This is a genomic window from Pantoea sp. X-Soil-TKNS-1211 (assembly GCF_059730495.1).
Genome location: NZ_AP035953.1, coordinates 4,299,611 through 4,315,001 on the forward strand (window position 1 = coordinate 4,299,611; position 15,391 = coordinate 4,315,001).

Genomic DNA, 15,391 nt, shown 5'->3' on the forward strand with positions numbered 1-15,391 from the left:
AATGTGTGCATAATACACATATATTCCAATTTACTGAAGGTGAAAAAATGAAAGCAGCAATAGTTTCCTCAGCAGGTGAACTGCCGGTGTACGGCGATTTCCCTGAACCTCAAACCGATGACCACCAGGTTGTGGTCACGGTCAAAGCCGCTGCCATTAGCCAACTGGCGAAAGCACGAGCGGCAGGCACCCATTACAGCTCGGCCATGCAATATCCGTTTATTACCGGGGTCGATGGCACCGGTTATCTCAGCAACGGCGACCCGGTGTATTTCCTGGCTTTTAACGCCCCCTGGGGCAGTATGGCGGAAAGAACTCAGGTACCGACCAAAGCTATCGTACCACTACCAGGAACACTGGATCCGGTGCTGGCTGCTGCACTTGCCAATCCGGGTATGTCCTCCTGGGCAGCGTTAACGCGCCGGGCGCGTTTGCTGCAAGGCGAGACCGTATTGATCAACGGGGCAACCGGGACATCAGGCGGGCTGGCAGTGCGTATCGCGCGCCATCTCGGGGCCGGAAAAATCATCGCCACCGGGCGTAACCGCGAAGTGCTGGAACAGTTACGCGCCCAAGGTGCGGATATCACGTTGACGCTCGATGCGTTACCAACCGCATTGCCCGCACTGATGGCTGAAGGGATTGATGTGGTGCTGGATTATCTGTGGGGCCAGAGCGCGCTCAATATCATGCAAGCAGCGGTTGCCGGTGGTGAGAAGGTGGTACGCTTTGTACAAATAGGTTCTCTGAGCGGTCAGGAGATCACGTTGCATAGCAAATTGCTGCGCTCCTCTGGCCTGACCCTGATGGGCAGTGGTCTCGGCAGCGTATCAAATGCCGAGTTGGTGGCCTGTATCGGTGAATTGCTAACAGCCGCAGCACAAAGCGATTTTTCGATCCCCTTCCAGATGCGACCATTGAGTGAAGTCCATACCGCCTGGGGTGAAGATGACAGCCGCTGCCGTACGGTATTTATCCTCTGACGTGAAGGATGTGAAAAGGGGCATTGCAAACGTTTGCTTTCATTTGGCATCGGTTTAAAATCGCCCCTTTGTTGTGATTGAGAACGTCCACCATGTCCGTCGATACCGCTGAATCCCGCCAGACTGCCAGTGCCGCCACTGTGGCAAAAAGTGAACTGATTTATCGTCTTGAAGACCGTCCACCGCTGCCGCAAACGCTGTTTGCCGCCTGCCAGCATCTGCTGGCGATGTTTGTCGCAGTGATCACCCCCGCGCTGCTGATTTGTCAGGCGCTGGGCCTGCCCGCACAAGATACCCAGCACATTATCAGCATGTCGCTGTTTGCCTCTGGCGTCGCATCAATTCTGCAAATCAAGACATGGGGGCCGGTCGGATCCGGTCTGCTGTCAATTCAGGGCACCAGTTTTAACTTTGTCAGCCCGTTGATTATGGGTGGCATGGCGCTGAAAAATGGTGGGGCCGATATTCCCACCATGATGGCGGCGCTATTTGGCACGCTGATGGTGGCCTCATGCACCGAGATGGTGTTGTCTCGCGTGTTGCACCTGGCACGCCGCATTATTACGCCGCTGGTATCGGGCATTGTGGTGATGATCATCGGTTTGTCGCTGATTCAGGTAGGACTAACCTCGATCGGCGGTGGCTTTGCTGCCATGAATGATCACAGTTTTGGTGCACCGAAAAACCTGCTGCTGGCGGGTAGCGTGTTGGTGGTGATTATTCTGCTTAACCGTCAGCGCAATCCTTATTTGCGTGTCGCCTCGCTGGTGATCGCCATGGCCGTTGGCTACTTGCTGGCATGGGCGCTCGGCATGTTGCCGGAAAATACCACGCCGACCAACCAGGCATTGCTCTCGGTGCCATCACCGCTCTACTACGGCCTCGGTTTTGACTGGAATCTGCTGATTCCGCTGATGCTGGTGTTTATGGTGACCTCACTGGAAACCATCGGGGATATTACCGCTACCTCTGACGTTTCTGAACAGCCGGTAAGTGGCCCGCTGTATATGAAACGTCTTAAAGGCGGCGTACTGGCCAATGGCCTCAACTCTTTTGTATCCGCATTGTTCAATACGTTTCCAAACTCCTGTTTTGGGCAGAATAATGGCGTGATCCAGCTGACCGGCGTTGCCAGCCGCTATGTCGGTTTTGTGGTAGCGCTAATGTTGATTGTGCTTGGCCTGTTCCCGGCGGTCAGCGGATTTGTGCAACACATTCCTGAGCCGGTGCTGGGCGGCGCAACGATTGTGATGTTTGGTACTATCGCAGCATCAGGTGTGCGCATCGTTTCGCGTGAGCCACTTAATCGTCGCGCCATTATGATTATCGCGCTATCGCTGGCGGTTGGCCTGGGCGTTTCGCAGCAGCCGCTGATTCTGCAATTCGCGCCAGACTGGCTGAAAACGCTGCTTTCCTCGGGTATTGCCGCGGGTGGTATCACCGCTATCGTGCTCAACCTCGTCTTCCCCCAGGGGGAGTAATACTCACGGCAGGCTGATGCCTGCCTGATATTTATCCGCTTTTACATCCAGGCTGTTGAGCTGTAACGGTAATTCAGGCATAACAACCTCTTACCGGATAAAAGATCGGGATGGATGCAATGAAATTTCTAGGCAAATTTTTCCTTACTTTACTGCTGCTAATTCTGCTGGCACTGGTCATCCTGTATGTGTTGCTGCAAACACAATGGGGCGCAGGCTGGTTTAGCCGTTGGGTAAGCGACAAAACGGAATGGCATCTTTCCCTCAGTAAAATCGAACACAACCTCTCTTCTCCCTCGCACATCATCCTTGATGACTTCAGTTTTGGCCACGATGGCCAGCCAGCGGTGTTGGTGGCGAAACGCGTTGATCTCGGGCTGGCATTGGTACAATTCAGCGATCCGCTGCACTTTAGCAGCATTGAATTGCGCGATGGCGAAGTGAATCTGGCTAACCTGACACCCGATAACGCGCTGCCGCTCCAGGCCAACCGTCTGCAACTCAATAATATGCGCATCGATAGCCCAGGCAGCGCGCTACCGATGTTTGCCCGTAAGGTGAACGGTGGCATTTTGCCGTGGAAGCCAACCGCCAACGATATGCTGGGAAGCGATGCACAGTTCCAGATGAGCGCCGGTGAAATGACTTTAGATGGCGTGCAGGGAAATAACGTCTTGCTGCAAGGCAATGTGGCGCAGCGCCGTCTGGTATTAAGCAACATTGGGGCCGATCTGGCTCGGGGTTCAATGACCGGTGATGCCGAGCGCGATGCGCAGGGCAACTGGAAGATTAACCAGCTACGCCTCAATGATATCCGCCTGCAAACCCATAAAACCCTGCTCGATTTCCTCAATCCGATCAGCGATGTGCCATCGGTGACGATTAACCGACTGGATATGACCGACGCGCGTTTACAAGGGCCTGACTGGGCGGTGACTGATCTCGATTTAACCCTGAAAAACCTCACCTGGCGCGGTAACGACTGGCAGAGTGAAGACGGTTCTCTGGCGATGAACGCCGGTAATTTTATTAACGGTGCTTTTGAATTGAATGATCCCATTGTGAATGCTGGCTTCTCAGCACAGGGGATCGCACTGACGCAGTTCAGTTCCCGCTGGGCCAATGGCGTCATACGTGCCAGCGGTAACTGGACGCGCAGTGATAAACGCCTGACGCTGGATGAACTGGCGGTGGCCGGACTGGAATATACCCTGCCGCAGAACTGGCGCGATCGCTGGCAGCAAAGCTTACCGACGTGGCTCGACAGCGTGCTGGTGAAGCGTGTGACCGTAAACCGCAACCTGATCATTGATATCAATCCGGCGTTTCCTTTCCAGATGACCGCGCTGGATGGCGGTGGCGAAAACCTGTTGCTGGCACGGCAGCAACAATGGGGGATCTGGGCTGGCAAAGCCAGTTTTAACGCCGCTGAAGCCACCTTTAACCGTACCGATTTACGTCATCCGTCGATTAGCTTCAGCGCCGATGATCAGCAGATTCAGGTCAGTGAATTGAGCGCCTTTAACGGCAGCGGTTTGCTGGAGGGCACAGCCACCGTCGACCAGCAGCCACAGCGTGCGTTGACATTGCATCTGAAAGGTCAGGCGGTTCCGGCGAACATTCTGCAAAACTGGGGCTGGCCCGCATTGTCGTTGACCGGAAATAGCAATTTATTGTTGCAGGTGAACGGTTCACTGAACGCGACGGCACCGTTACGTCCGAGCGTGAATGGCAACCTGTCGGTGACAACTGATACGCAATCCGTGCAGCAGACCATGCGTAGCGGGCAGATTCAGCCGTAAACTGCGCATCAATATCCGTAGCGGCGCGATTTTAATCAGAAAAGAGCGCGATAAATCGCGCCGCTATGGCTAATCGATACGTGCGCCGGAGCCACCCTCTTCCAGCGCGCCCTGTGAATCGGCGGGTAAGACGATATACACCCCTTCAAACACCGCCCCCAGCTCATCGTCTCCAAACAGTTCAACCTCCATCTGCACACGCGCTTTGCGCCCGCGCGCCAGACGATCGAGATCGCCACTCAACGAGCCGAGATCGGCAATCGCCCCCGGACGGCCGCTAATTGGTTTGCTGTAACGAATGTGTGCATCGGCAAGAATAATGGTGCCGCCCAGATGCCGCTCGCGCAGCAGCAGCCAGATCAATCCCCAACCGGTCAGGGTTGCCAGTGAGAACAGGCTACCGGCAAACAACGTGTGGTGTGGGTTCTGATTACCGGTTTCCGGCATGGTGGTGACAAACTTCTGTCCGGTATATTGCAGAATACGCACGCCCATTTTTTCACTTAGCGGGATATGCTCGTACCACGCCTGCTGGAGCTGCCCGCACCAGTCGGCGCGATGCAGGATATCATCGAGTGTCACCACCGGTTTAATCATCAGAAAATGGCGTACCGGGGTGGTTTGTGGCGCAGTGATTTCCCCCTGGTTGACGTAACCCAGCTTGGCAAAGAATTCGACGGCATCTTCGCGCGCACTACAGGTCACACGTTTTGCCCCTTCCTGGCGTGCCACCGATTCCAGGGTCATCGCCACCAGCGTACCTAAGCCTTTGCCCTGCACCGACGGATGAACCGCGAGGAAGCGGATGGCCGCTTCATTTTCAGCATTGATGTACAACCGTCCGATGGCCACCGGTTTGCCCTGTTCATCCACCACCATTTGGTGATGAGCCAGCGCATCCCAGGCATCGCGCTCGGAGCCTTGCGGCTGGCGCAACGGTTTTCGTAACATTTCCCAGCGGAACTGGTAGTACATATCCAGTTCTTCCGCAGTTTGTGGCACGCGAAGATGATACATAAAGTGATTCTCTCGTTCGGAGCTTACCTGGCTGATCCCTTGCCGCTCGGCTGAAAATCTCACACCTGTAACCAAAAGGTCACCGGACCATCGTTAACCAGCTCAACCTGCATATTGGCGGCAAAGCGGCCATTGGCGGTAGACACGCCCTGCTCACGGCAACAGGCGCTAAAATAATCATAGAGGCGCTCAGCTTCTGCCGGTTCGGCACCGCCAGAGAAGGAGGGTCTCATGCCTTTTTGCGTATCGGCTGCCAGCGTAAATTGCGACACTACCAGCACGCCGCCACCAGCCTGCTGAACATTCAGGTTCATCTTGTCGTTCTCATCCGCAAAAATGCGATAGCCCAGAACGCGTTCACACAACCGTTGTGCTTTTTTCTCATCGTCGCCCTTTTCAACACCCAACAACACCAGCAAACCGGCGTCAATCTCCCCTACAATCGCGTTGTCGACACTAACACTGGCGCGACTGACGCGTTGAATCAAAGCAATCATGTTTCCTCTCGTTCTTTTTCTCGTTCGCACTGTTTTAATTGACGGTAGTCATCCAGCGTGACGGTAATTTCTGCCCCTAACAACACAATACACCAGGTCCAGTAAACCCACAGGAACAGAATCGGGATTACTGCCAACACGCCGTAAATCAACTGGTACGAGGGAAACATCGTAACATAGAGCGCAAAGCCTTTTTTGCCCAGCTCAAACAGCAGGCCCGCGACAATAGCCCCCACCAGCGCGTCACGTCCGGGGACACGACGTGTTGGTACGATGCTATACAGTAACCAGAAGGCGAGAATGGAGAGTAATAAAGGAAAGACGCGCAGCACCTGTTCAATCAGGCTGTTGACGCCAGAGGCGCTCACCCAGCGCAACGACAGCAGATACGAACTAATGGCCAGACTTGCCCCCGCCAACAGCGGTCCGAGGGTGAGAATCATCCAGTAGACCGCGAACGAGTAGACCATTGGCCGTTTTTTATCACTGCGCCAGATAACGTTCAGCGCACTGTCCACCGAATGCATCAACAACAGCGCGGTGACAATCAGGCTGACTGCGCCCACAGCAGTCATCTTATTCACGTTAGCGACGAACTGTTCCAGATAGCGCTGGATGGTGTTGCCCGCCGCCGGCATGAAGTTGGTGAAAATGAAGTTTTTTAGCTGCACGCTAATATCGGAGAACACCGGGAAAGCAGCGAACAGCGCGAATATCACTGCAATCAGCGGCACCAGCGCCAGCAACGAGACGTAGGCGAGATTACCCGCCTGCGTCGTCATATTATCTTCATCAATACGCCGCCACAGCAGTTTGACCCACAGGAAAAATGCATGCCCGGAGTGGCGCAAATGGTGCAGGAACATCACTCAGCGATGACTCGCAAACCAGGCGGGCACGGTTTTGCTGTCAGTGACCAACACGCTTTCTATGCCGAGGGCACGTGCTGCCTCGATATTGGCGTGGTTATCATCGAAAAACACCGCCTGATCAGCCGTAAAGCCTTCATTATCCAATACATATTGATAGATGCGAGCTTCAGGTTTGCGCATACCGATATCCTGCGACATATAGAGTTTATCGGCGGCCTGTTGCACCTCGGGAAATTGCGACGGCCAGAAACCATAATGCAGCTGATTGGTATTGGACAGGATCACCACGCGGTGACCATCCGCACGGAGCTGGTTCATCAGTGCCAGGGTGTCGGGGCGCTGGTCTATAAACACGGCGTGCCAGCCAGCGGTGAACTGTTCATAACTCAACGCCACATCGAGCTGCTCACACATCCGGGCAGCGAACTCCGGATCGCTTATCTCACCACGTTCGTGTTGTTCAAAGGCCTCATCCATGCGAAAGCGGCTTTGTAGCGTTGCCAGCGGCACGCGCCCCAGGTCACTCCAGACGCCAAGTACCCGGTTGAAATCGATATCAACAATCACATTGCCTAAATCAAAAATGTACAGCATGACGCCTCCTTTATATTCCCTGGATCATTCACTCTAGCGGCAAATGCGAAGGCTGAACAGGCGGGGTGGGGGGGAAATCCCCGATCTGGAAGCGGGCGCACCCTTCTGTTTTTCAGCACGCATGCGGGTTACATCCAGAATTGGTCTTGCACACTTATCAGACAATTGCCCGGCGTTTGGGCAAAAAAAAGCCCCGCATTGCGGGGCTTTTTCATTTAATCGCTTTCGCTTAGTCTTTGCTGCCGCGAGACGCACGCTTACGGTCGTTCTCGGTCAGGTGACGTTTACGAATACGGACTGACTGCGGAGTCACTTCTACCAGTTCGTCGTCATCGATGAACTCGATAGCCTGCTCCAGCGTCATTTTCACTGGCGGAACCAGCGTGGTCGCTTCATCAGTACCTGACGCACGCATGTTGGTCAGTTTTTTACCGGTCAGGCAGTTTACCGTCAGGTCGTTAGAACGGCTGTGAATACCGATGATCTGGCCTTCATAAACTTCCGCACCATGGCCCAGGAACAGCTTACCGCGATCCTGCAAACCGAACAGGGCGAAGGCTACCGCTTTACCCTGACCGTTAGAGATCAGCACGCCGTTCTGACGCTGGCCCACTTCGCCCGGACGAACGTCGTCGTAGTGGCTGAAGGTGGAGTACAGCAGGCCTGTACCTGAAGTCATGGTCATGAATTCGTTACGGAAGCCGATCAGACCACGGCTTGGGATCACGTAGTCAAGACGCACACGGCCTTTACCATCCGGGTCCATGTTTTTCATGTCGCCTTTACGCTCACCCATCGCCATCATCACAGAACCCTGATGGGTTTCTTCGATGTCGAGGGTCACGTTTTCGAACGGCTCTTGCTTACGGCCTTCGAACTCACGGAAGATTACTTTCGGACGGGATACCGCCAGCTCGTAGCCTTCACGACGCATGTTTTCGATCAGCACGGACAGGTGCAGCTCACCACGACCTGAAACGCGGAAGGCGTCAGCATCGGCGGTTTCTTCAACGCGCAGCGCAACGTTGTGCACCAGCTCTTTGTTCAGACGCTCCAGAATCTGGCGCGAAGTCACGTACTTACCTTCTTTACCGCAGAACGGCGAGGTGTTGACGTTGAAGAACATGGTTACTGTCGGCTCGTCGACACTCAGCGCAGGCAGCGCTTCGACATTCTGCGGATCACAGATGGTGTCAGAGATGTTCAGTTCACCCAGACCGGTGATCGCGATGATGTCGCCAGCTTCCGCGATGTCGCTTTCGATACGTTCCAGACCGAGGTGGCCCAGCACTTTACCGACTTTACCGTTACGGGTTTTGCCTTCGCTGTCGATGATTGTAACTTGCTGGTTCGGTTTCACTTTACCGCGTTTGATGCGGCCGATACCGATTACACCCAGGTAGTTGTTGTAGTCCAGCTGAGAGATCTGCATCTGCAGCGGTGCTTCAACTTCAACCTGCGGCGGAGAAACACGGTCAACAATCGCCTGATACAGCGGGGTCATGTCATCAGCCATGTCGTTGTGATCCAGACCGGCGATACCATTCAGCGCTGAGGCGTAAATGATCGGGAAGTCCAGCTGTTCGTCAGTCGCATCGAGGTTAACGAACAGGTCAAATACCTGGTCAACCACCCAATCCGGACGTGCGCCAGGACGGTCAACTTTGTTGATAACAACAATCGGCTTCAAGCCATGAGCAAAGGCTTTTTTGGTTACGAAGCGGGTTTGCGGCATCGGGCCATCCATCGCATCGACAACCAGCAGCACCGAGTCCACCATGGACATCACGCGCTCAACTTCACCACCGAAGTCGGCGTGTCCAGGGGTATCAACGATGTTGATACGATAGTCATTCCATTTGATGGCGGTGTTTTTCGCGAGGATGGTAATTCCACGCTCTTTCTCCAAATCGTTGGAGTCCATTACGCGCTCAGTCGCTTCGGTACGGGCGTCAAAAGTACCAGACTGTTGCAGCAGTTTATCAACCAGGGTGGTCTTACCGTGGTCAACGTGCGCGATGATGGCGATGTTACGCAAATTTTCGGTCACAGCTTTGCCTCAGGCATTATAGAAATAGAAATAACGCGGTATTGTACACGGATTAAGCGGAAGACTGAACATGATCACATATTTCGCCTAAAGTTTCTTACAGCGCTGGTTTTTAGCACCAATTGCGGTGCATTAATCTGCACTGCGATGGCATTTTGCACTGATATGGTGCTTTTAATTGCCATTTCCGCACCAACCTGGTGCATCAAATCCATCCTGGTGCAGTCATCGACTCACGACAGGGCGCATCACAGCACGATTTTATCCGCTGTAATAAAGTTGGCACAGAATTCGCTTTACTATTTTCAAGCGAAAACGACAGTTGCACAACGGTTGAAGAGCTTGCCGAGATCTTTGGTTAGGAGATGTCAGAACCCATGACACATTCCAGGCAACGAAGTTCTCTCACCACGACGACAATGACAATTTCCAGGAGAGTTGAGTATGTCCGCTGAACACGTTCTCTCGATGATGAACGAGCACGAAGTTAAGTTTGTTGACCTGCGTTTTACCGATACCAAAGGTAAAGAACAGCACGTTACTATCCCTGCTCACCAGGTTAACGCTGACTTCTTCGAAGAAGGCAAAATGTTCGATGGCTCCTCCATCGGTGGCTGGAAAGGCATTAACGAATCAGACATGGTGCTGATGCCGGACGCAACCACTGCCGTTCTGGACCCGTTCTTCGAAGATCCGACGCTGATCATCCGTTGTGACATCCTTGAGCCAGGCACCATGCAGGGCTACGATCGCGACCCGCGTTCAATCGCCAAGCGCGCAGAAGACTTCCTGCGTTCTTCTGGTATCGCGGATACCGTTCTGTTCGGACCTGAACCGGAATTCTTCCTGTTCGATGACATCCGTTTCGGTTCTTCAACTTCTGGTTCACACGTTGCTATCGACGATATCGAAGCAGCATGGAACACCGGTAAAGAATACGAAGGCGGCAACAAAGGCCACCGTCCGGCCATCAAAGGTGGTTACTTCCCGGTTCCGCCGGTTGACTCAGCTCAGGACATCCGTTCTGCCATGTGTCTGACCATGGAGCAGATGGGCCTGGTGGTTGAAGCGCATCACCACGAAGTGGCAACTGCTGGTCAGAACGAAGTGGCTACCCGCTTCAACACCATGACCAAAAAAGCTGACGAAATTCAGATCTACAAATACGTTGTTCATAACGTTGCCCACGCTTATGGCAAAACTGCAACCTTCATGCCGAAGCCAATGTTCGGTGACAACGGTTCAGGTATGCACTGCCACATGTCTCTGTCTAAAGGCGGCGTGAACCTGTTCTCTGGCGACAAATACGGCGGCCTGTCTGAAACTGCACTGTTCTACATCGGCGGTATCATCAAGCACGCTAAAGCCATCAACGCCCTGGCTAACCCGACCACCAACTCTTACAAGCGTCTGGTCCCAGGCTACGAAGCACCGGTAATGCTGGCTTACTCTGCCCGTAACCGTTCTGCTTCAATCCGTATCCCGGTTGTTGCCAGCCCGAAAGCGCGTCGTATCGAAGCTCGCTTCCCGGACCCGGCTGCTAACCCGTACCTGGCATTCACCGCGCTGCTGATGGCTGGCCTCGACGGCATCATCAACAAGATCCACCCTGGCGATGCTATGGACAAAAACCTGTACGACCTGCCGCCGGAAGAAGAAGCTGAGATTCCAAAAGTGGCTGGTTCACTGGAAGAAGCGCTGAACTGCCTGAACGAAGACCGCGAGTTCCTGACCCGTGGTGGCGTGTTCACCGACGACGCTATCGACGCGTACATCGAACTGCGTAAGTCTGAAAATGACCGCGTTCGCATGACTCCGCACCCGGTAGAGTTCGAGCTGTACTACAGCGTGTAATTAATTAAATATTCCGCGGATTTCGTGTTGCAGCAAGGCGGCAACCGAATGAATCCCGGGGAGCTGAGATCGCTCAGTGACCCGGGTGAGTGAGAGCAGCCAACGCGGCTGCGGCACGAAAGACGCTGAAAATTTTTTGTTGCCGTGGAAACTTTCAGCCCATCTTCGGATGGGCTTTTTTCTCCACGAATTCATCGTTCAAATAACGGTTTTTACAACCAAAGGCTATAATGCACTGAATTAGTGCAGAGGAACGCTGTATGGCAACTGGCACGCTGCCCGATGCGGGGCAGATTCTCAACTCCCTGATAAACAGTATTTTGCTGGTGGATAATGAATTAGTTATTCATTACGCCAACCCGGCAGCACAGCAATTACTGGCGCAGAGTTCACGGAAATTATTTGGCACGCCGTTACCTGAATTAACCGGTTATTTTTCGCTGAATATAGAGGTGATGCGCGAGAGTCTTGAGGCTGGCCAGGGCTTTACGGACAGCGAAGTGACCTTAGTGGTAGATGGCCGCGCGCATATTATGTCGCTCACGGCACAACGTCTGCCCGATGGTTTAATTTTGCTGGAAATGGCGCCGATGGATAATCAGCGTCGTCTCAGCCAGGAACAAATTCAGCATGCTCAGCAGGTCGCCGCCCGCGATTTGGTACGCGGTCTGGCCCATGAAATTAAAAACCCGCTGGGAGGTTTACGGGGTGCCGCGCAATTATTATCCCGCGCCCTACCGGACCCTTCGCTGAATGAATATACCAAGGTGATTATTGAACAAGCCGATCGGTTGAGGAATTTAGTCGATCGTTTGCTTGGCCCGCAGCAGCCGGGTTTGCATGTGACACAAAGCATTCATCAGGTGGCTGAACGCGTGGTCAATCTGGTGTCGATGGAGCTGCCGGATAACGTTTCGCTGGTGCGTGATTACGACCCCAGCCTACCGGAGCTGCCGCACGATCCGGATCAAATTGAACAGGTTTTGCTGAATGTAGTACGCAACGCGCTTCAGGCGTTGGGTGAAGAAGGCGGCACAATTATTATTCGCACCCGCACCGCGTTCCAGTTAACGCTGCACGGTGTGCGATATCGCCTGGTGGCGCGCATTGATATTGAAGATGACGGCCCAGGCATTCCGGCTCAACTGCAGGATACGCTGTTCTATCCGATGGTGAGCGGGCGCGAAGGCGGTACCGGTTTAGGTCTGTCGATTGCCCGCAGTCTGATCGATCAGCATTCAGGAAAAATAGAATTTAACAGTTGGCCTGGTCACACCGAATTCTCGGTTTACCTGCCTATTCGCCAGTGAGGTTTCTATGCAACGAGGGATAGTCTGGATCGTCGATGACGATAGCTCCATCCGCTGGGTGCTTGAACGTGCGCTCACTGGAGCCGGTTTGAGCTGTGCAACCTTTGACAGCGGCAACGAAGTGCTGGAAGCGCTCTCGACCAAAACCCCAGATGTTTTACTGTCAGATATTCGTATGCCAGGCATGGATGGGCTGGCATTGCTGAAACAGATTAAACAGCGTCATCCGATGCTGCCGGTCATCATTATGACAGCGCACTCCGATCTGGATGCCGCCGTCAGTGCTTATCAGCAGGGAGCTTTTGATTACCTGCCGAAGCCATTTGATATTGATGAGGCGGTTGCGCTGGTCGAACGCGCCATCAGTCACTATCAGGAACAGCAGCAGCCGCGCAACCAACCGGTAAGTGGCCCGACAACCGATATTATCGGTGAAGCGCCAGCGATGCAGGATGTGTTTCGCATTATTGGCCGTCTGTCGCGTTCCTCTATCAGCGTGCTGATTAACGGTGAATCCGGGACGGGTAAAGAACTGGTGGCTCATGCCCTGCATCGCCACAGCCCGCGAGCCAAAGCGCCGTTTATCGCGCTGAACATGGCGGCGATTCCCAAAGATTTGATTGAGTCCGAGCTGTTTGGTCACGAGAAAGGCGCATTTACCGGTGCCAATCAGATTCGTCAGGGACGTTTCGAGCAGGCTGATGGCGGAACGCTGTTCCTCGACGAAATCGGTGATATGCCGCTCGACGTGCAAACTCGTCTGTTGCGCGTGCTGGCTGATGGTCAGTTCTACCGTGTTGGTGGCTATGCACCGGTGAAGGTAGATGTCCGTATTATCGCCGCAACTCACCAGAACCTGGAAATGCGCGTACAGGAAGGCAAATTCCGTGAAGACTTGTTCCATCGTCTGAATGTCATTCGCGTACATCTGCCGCCGTTGCGTGAACGTCGTGAAGATATTCCGCGTCTGGCACGTTATTTCCTGCAAGTTGCCGCACGTGAACTGGGCGTAGAAGCGAAGATTTTGCACCCTGAAACAGAAGCGGCGCTGACGCGTCTGCACTGGTCAGGTAACGTGCGTCAGTTGGAAAACACCTGTCGTTGGCTGACAGTGATGGCTGCGGGCCAGGAAGTGTTGATTCAGGATTTGCCAGCCGAACTGTTTGAATCCAGCACGCCGGAAAGCCCGGTGCAATCGCTGCCGGACAGTTGGGCCACTTTGCTGGCGCAATGGGCGGATCGCGCACTGCGTTCCGGTCATCAAAACCTGTTATCTGAAGCACAACCGGAGATGGAGCGCACCTTACTCACCACCGCGTTGCGTCATACGCAGGGGCACAAACAGGAAGCGGCTCGTTTGCTTGGCTGGGGACGTAATACCCTGACACGCAAATTGAAAGAGCTGGGAATGGAGTAAAGTTAATACAAAGGGAGCCTTCGCTCCCTTTGTCGTTTAAATCACACGTGAAAACTGCTGCTGACGCGCCGTTTGCCGCAGATACGCATCAAAGCACATACAGATATTGCGAATCAGCAAGCGACCAATCCCCGTGACGCGCAAACCATCCTCATGCTGCTCCACTAAACCATCCGCCACCAGCGGTGCCAGCAGTTGTAAATCCTCAGCAAAATAGCGCGTAAACACGATCGGCCATTGCGCCTCTATCGTCGCGTAATCAAGCGCGAAGTTGCAAATCAGCGCCTTGATGACATCACGGCGCAGGCAATCATCGTCACTCAGGGTCAGGCCGCGCCACAGCGCGTTACCCTGCTCCTCGACGCTGGCGTACCAGGTTTTTAACTCTTTGTGATTCTGCGCGTAGCTGTCACCGATCATGCTAATCGCCGACACACCCAGTCCCAGCAAATCCGTTTCGCCCTGGGTGGTATAGCCCTGAAAATTACGGTGTAGTTTGCCAGCGCGTTGGGCAACTGCCAGTTCATCGTCCGGCCGGGCGAAGTGGTCCATACCGATAAACTGATAACCTTCGCCGGTTAAGGTAGAGATGGTTTGCTGCAAAATCTCCAACTTTTGTCTCGCACCGGGCAGCTCAGCATCTTTGATTTTGCGCTGAGCGGCGAATAACGTCGGCATATGGGCGTAATTAAACACACTGAGACGGTCCGGGTTGAGGGCGATAACACGTTGCAGTGTAAATGCAAAGCTCTCGGGCGTTTGCAACGGTAATCCGTAGATAAGATCGATGCTGACCGAACGGAAACCCTGCTCGCGCGCACGTTGCACCAGTGCAAAGATCATCGCCTCGTCCTGCACGCGATTGACCTTCTCCTGTACCGCTTTATTGAAATCCTGTAAGCCCATGCTGAGACGGTTGAAGCCCTGCGAGCGCAGATGATCGATCATCTCCAGCTCAATTTCGCGCGGATCGACCTCGATCGACATCTCGATGTCTTCGGCAAGAGTGAAATGGCTGCGCAGCAGGTCCACCAGCCGACTTACTTGCTGCTGATTAAGGAACGTGGGCGTACCGCCGCCCCAATGCAGCTGAGTGACGCTACGCCCGGCAAACAGCGGTGCACGCTGACGGATTTCCTGCTCCAGCACATCAAGGTAACGATCAGCTTTATGGAGCTGACGCGTGACGATTTTATTGCAACCACAGAAGTAGCACAGGCGATGGCAAAACGGGATATGTACGTAGAGCGAGAGCGGACGTTCGGGATAGCGGGTTACCGCCTGTTGAAAATCGGCTTCGCCAAAATTCTCACTGAACTCCAGTGCAGTAGGGTAGGAAGTGTAGCGCGGACCGGCGTGATTGTATTTTTCAATCAGCCGCTGATCCCATTCAATCTGCTGTGATGACATGCTCACTCCTTACGGTGACGTCGTCTGAAGGCGGGTCGCGAAGCAGAAGGGTGAACAGGACGACGAGCAGAAACCCGGCGTAAACGCGACTTCAGGCGCGACAG

12 protein-coding genes are annotated in these 15,391 nt (G+C 54.0%); 6 read left to right on the top strand and 6 right to left on the bottom strand.

Translation table 11 applies throughout. The annotated features are described in order from the left end of the window. Nucleotides 1-47 precede the first annotated feature (47 nt). From AC6I8W_RS20330 to AC6I8W_RS20340, 3 genes are all read left to right on the top strand, one after another. Nucleotides 48-983, top strand: coding sequence for a quinone oxidoreductase family protein (locus tag AC6I8W_RS20330; RefSeq protein ID WP_497836436.1), 936 nt, complete (start codon nucleotides 48-50; stop codon nucleotides 981-983). Between the two features lie 92 nt (nucleotides 984-1,075). After that, on the top strand, nucleotides 1,076-2,464 hold the full coding sequence (locus AC6I8W_RS20335; protein ID WP_497836437.1) for a nucleobase:cation symporter-2 family protein: 1,389 nt from the start codon (nucleotides 1,076-1,078) through the stop codon (nucleotides 2,462-2,464). Between the two features lie 119 nt (nucleotides 2,465-2,583). Continuing rightward, nucleotides 2,584-4,266, top strand: a complete 1,683-nt coding sequence (locus AC6I8W_RS20340) for an AsmA family protein (protein WP_497836438.1) — start codon at nucleotides 2,584-2,586, stop codon at nucleotides 4,264-4,266. 69 nt (nucleotides 4,267-4,335) lie between these two features. On the opposite strand, the gene fabY is transcribed toward AC6I8W_RS20340, so the two are convergent. From fabY to typA, 5 genes are all read right to left on the bottom strand, one after another. Next, nucleotides 4,336-5,283, bottom strand: coding sequence for a fatty acid biosynthesis protein FabY (fabY, locus tag AC6I8W_RS20345; RefSeq protein WP_497836439.1), 948 nt, complete (start codon nucleotides 5,281-5,283; stop codon nucleotides 4,336-4,338). A gap of 59 nt (nucleotides 5,284-5,342) precedes the next feature. After that, a complete protein-coding gene (gene dtd / locus AC6I8W_RS20350) occupies nucleotides 5,343-5,780 on the bottom strand; it encodes a D-aminoacyl-tRNA deacylase (protein WP_497836440.1) in 438 nt (145 codons plus the stop codon). After that, nucleotides 5,777-6,646 (bottom strand): virulence factor BrkB family protein, encoded by an 870-nt coding sequence (locus AC6I8W_RS20355; RefSeq protein ID WP_497836441.1) that lies wholly within the window; start codon nucleotides 6,644-6,646, stop codon nucleotides 5,777-5,779. Before AC6I8W_RS20355 ends, dtd begins: the two co-directional genes overlap by 4 nt. A 3-nt stretch (nucleotides 6,647-6,649) precedes the next feature. After that, nucleotides 6,650-7,246 (bottom strand): glucose-1-phosphatase, encoded by a 597-nt coding sequence (gene yihX, locus AC6I8W_RS20360; protein ID WP_497836442.1) that lies wholly within the window; start codon nucleotides 7,244-7,246, stop codon nucleotides 6,650-6,652. A gap of 229 nt (nucleotides 7,247-7,475) precedes the next feature. Then, nucleotides 7,476-9,296 (bottom strand): ribosome-dependent GTPase TypA, encoded by a 1,821-nt coding sequence (gene typA / locus AC6I8W_RS20365; RefSeq protein WP_497836443.1) that lies wholly within the window; start codon nucleotides 9,294-9,296, stop codon nucleotides 7,476-7,478. 444 nt (nucleotides 9,297-9,740) lie between these two features. On the opposite strand from typA, the gene glnA reads away from it, so the two are divergent. From glnA to glnG, 3 genes are all read left to right on the top strand, one after another. After that, the gene (glnA, locus tag AC6I8W_RS20370) at nucleotides 9,741-11,150 is read left to right on the top strand and encodes a glutamate--ammonia ligase (protein WP_013511064.1); all 1,410 of its coding nucleotides are present in this window, start codon (nucleotides 9,741-9,743) and stop codon (nucleotides 11,148-11,150) included. Between the two features lie 260 nt (nucleotides 11,151-11,410). Beyond that, the gene (gene glnL, locus AC6I8W_RS20375; RefSeq protein ID WP_013511065.1) at nucleotides 11,411-12,460 is read left to right on the top strand and encodes a nitrogen regulation protein NR(II); all 1,050 of its coding nucleotides are present in this window, start codon (nucleotides 11,411-11,413) and stop codon (nucleotides 12,458-12,460) included. Between the two features lie 7 nt (nucleotides 12,461-12,467). Further along, nucleotides 12,468-13,877 carry a nitrogen regulation protein NR(I) gene (glnG, locus tag AC6I8W_RS20380; RefSeq protein ID WP_013511066.1) on the top strand — a complete coding sequence of 470 codons (1,410 nt, stop codon included), beginning with the start codon at nucleotides 12,468-12,470 and terminating at the stop codon, nucleotides 13,875-13,877. A 36-nt stretch (nucleotides 13,878-13,913) separates the two neighbouring features. On the opposite strand, the gene hemN is transcribed toward glnG, so the two are convergent. Then, complete coding sequence (gene hemN / locus AC6I8W_RS20385) at nucleotides 13,914-15,287, bottom strand: oxygen-independent coproporphyrinogen III oxidase (RefSeq protein WP_497836444.1); 1,374 nt, start codon at nucleotides 15,285-15,287, stop codon at nucleotides 13,914-13,916. Nucleotides 15,288-15,391 lie beyond the last annotated feature (104 nt).

What these genes read in the sequence shown, in the direction of transcription:
- glnG (WP_013511066.1), top strand. Translation starts at nt 12,468, where the DNA reads ATGCAACGAGGGATAGTCTGGATCGTCGATGACGATAGCTCCATCCGC.
- glnL (WP_013511065.1), top strand. Translation starts at nt 11,411, where the DNA reads ATGGCAACTGGCACGCTGCCCGATGCGGGGCAGATTCTCAACTCCCTG.
- yihX (WP_497836442.1), bottom strand. Translation starts at nt 7,246, where the DNA reads ATGCTGTACATTTTTGATTTAGGCAATGTGATTGTTGATATCGATTTC.
- AC6I8W_RS20335 (WP_497836437.1), top strand. Translation starts at nt 1,076, where the DNA reads ATGTCCGTCGATACCGCTGAATCCCGCCAGACTGCCAGTGCCGCCACT.
- AC6I8W_RS20355 (WP_497836441.1), bottom strand. Translation starts at nt 6,646, where the DNA reads ATGTTCCTGCACCATTTGCGCCACTCCGGGCATGCATTTTTCCTGTGG.
- fabY (WP_497836439.1), bottom strand. Translation starts at nt 5,283, where the DNA reads ATGTATCATCTTCGCGTGCCACAAACTGCGGAAGAACTGGATATGTAC.
- AC6I8W_RS20330 (WP_497836436.1), top strand. Translation starts at nt 48, where the DNA reads ATGAAAGCAGCAATAGTTTCCTCAGCAGGTGAACTGCCGGTGTACGGC.
- hemN (WP_497836444.1), bottom strand. Translation starts at nt 15,287, where the DNA reads ATGTCATCACAGCAGATTGAATGGGATCAGCGGCTGATTGAAAAATAC.
- AC6I8W_RS20340 (WP_497836438.1), top strand. Translation starts at nt 2,584, where the DNA reads ATGAAATTTCTAGGCAAATTTTTCCTTACTTTACTGCTGCTAATTCTG.
- glnA (WP_013511064.1), top strand. Translation starts at nt 9,741, where the DNA reads ATGTCCGCTGAACACGTTCTCTCGATGATGAACGAGCACGAAGTTAAG.
- dtd (WP_497836440.1), bottom strand. Translation starts at nt 5,780, where the DNA reads ATGATTGCTTTGATTCAACGCGTCAGTCGCGCCAGTGTTAGTGTCGAC.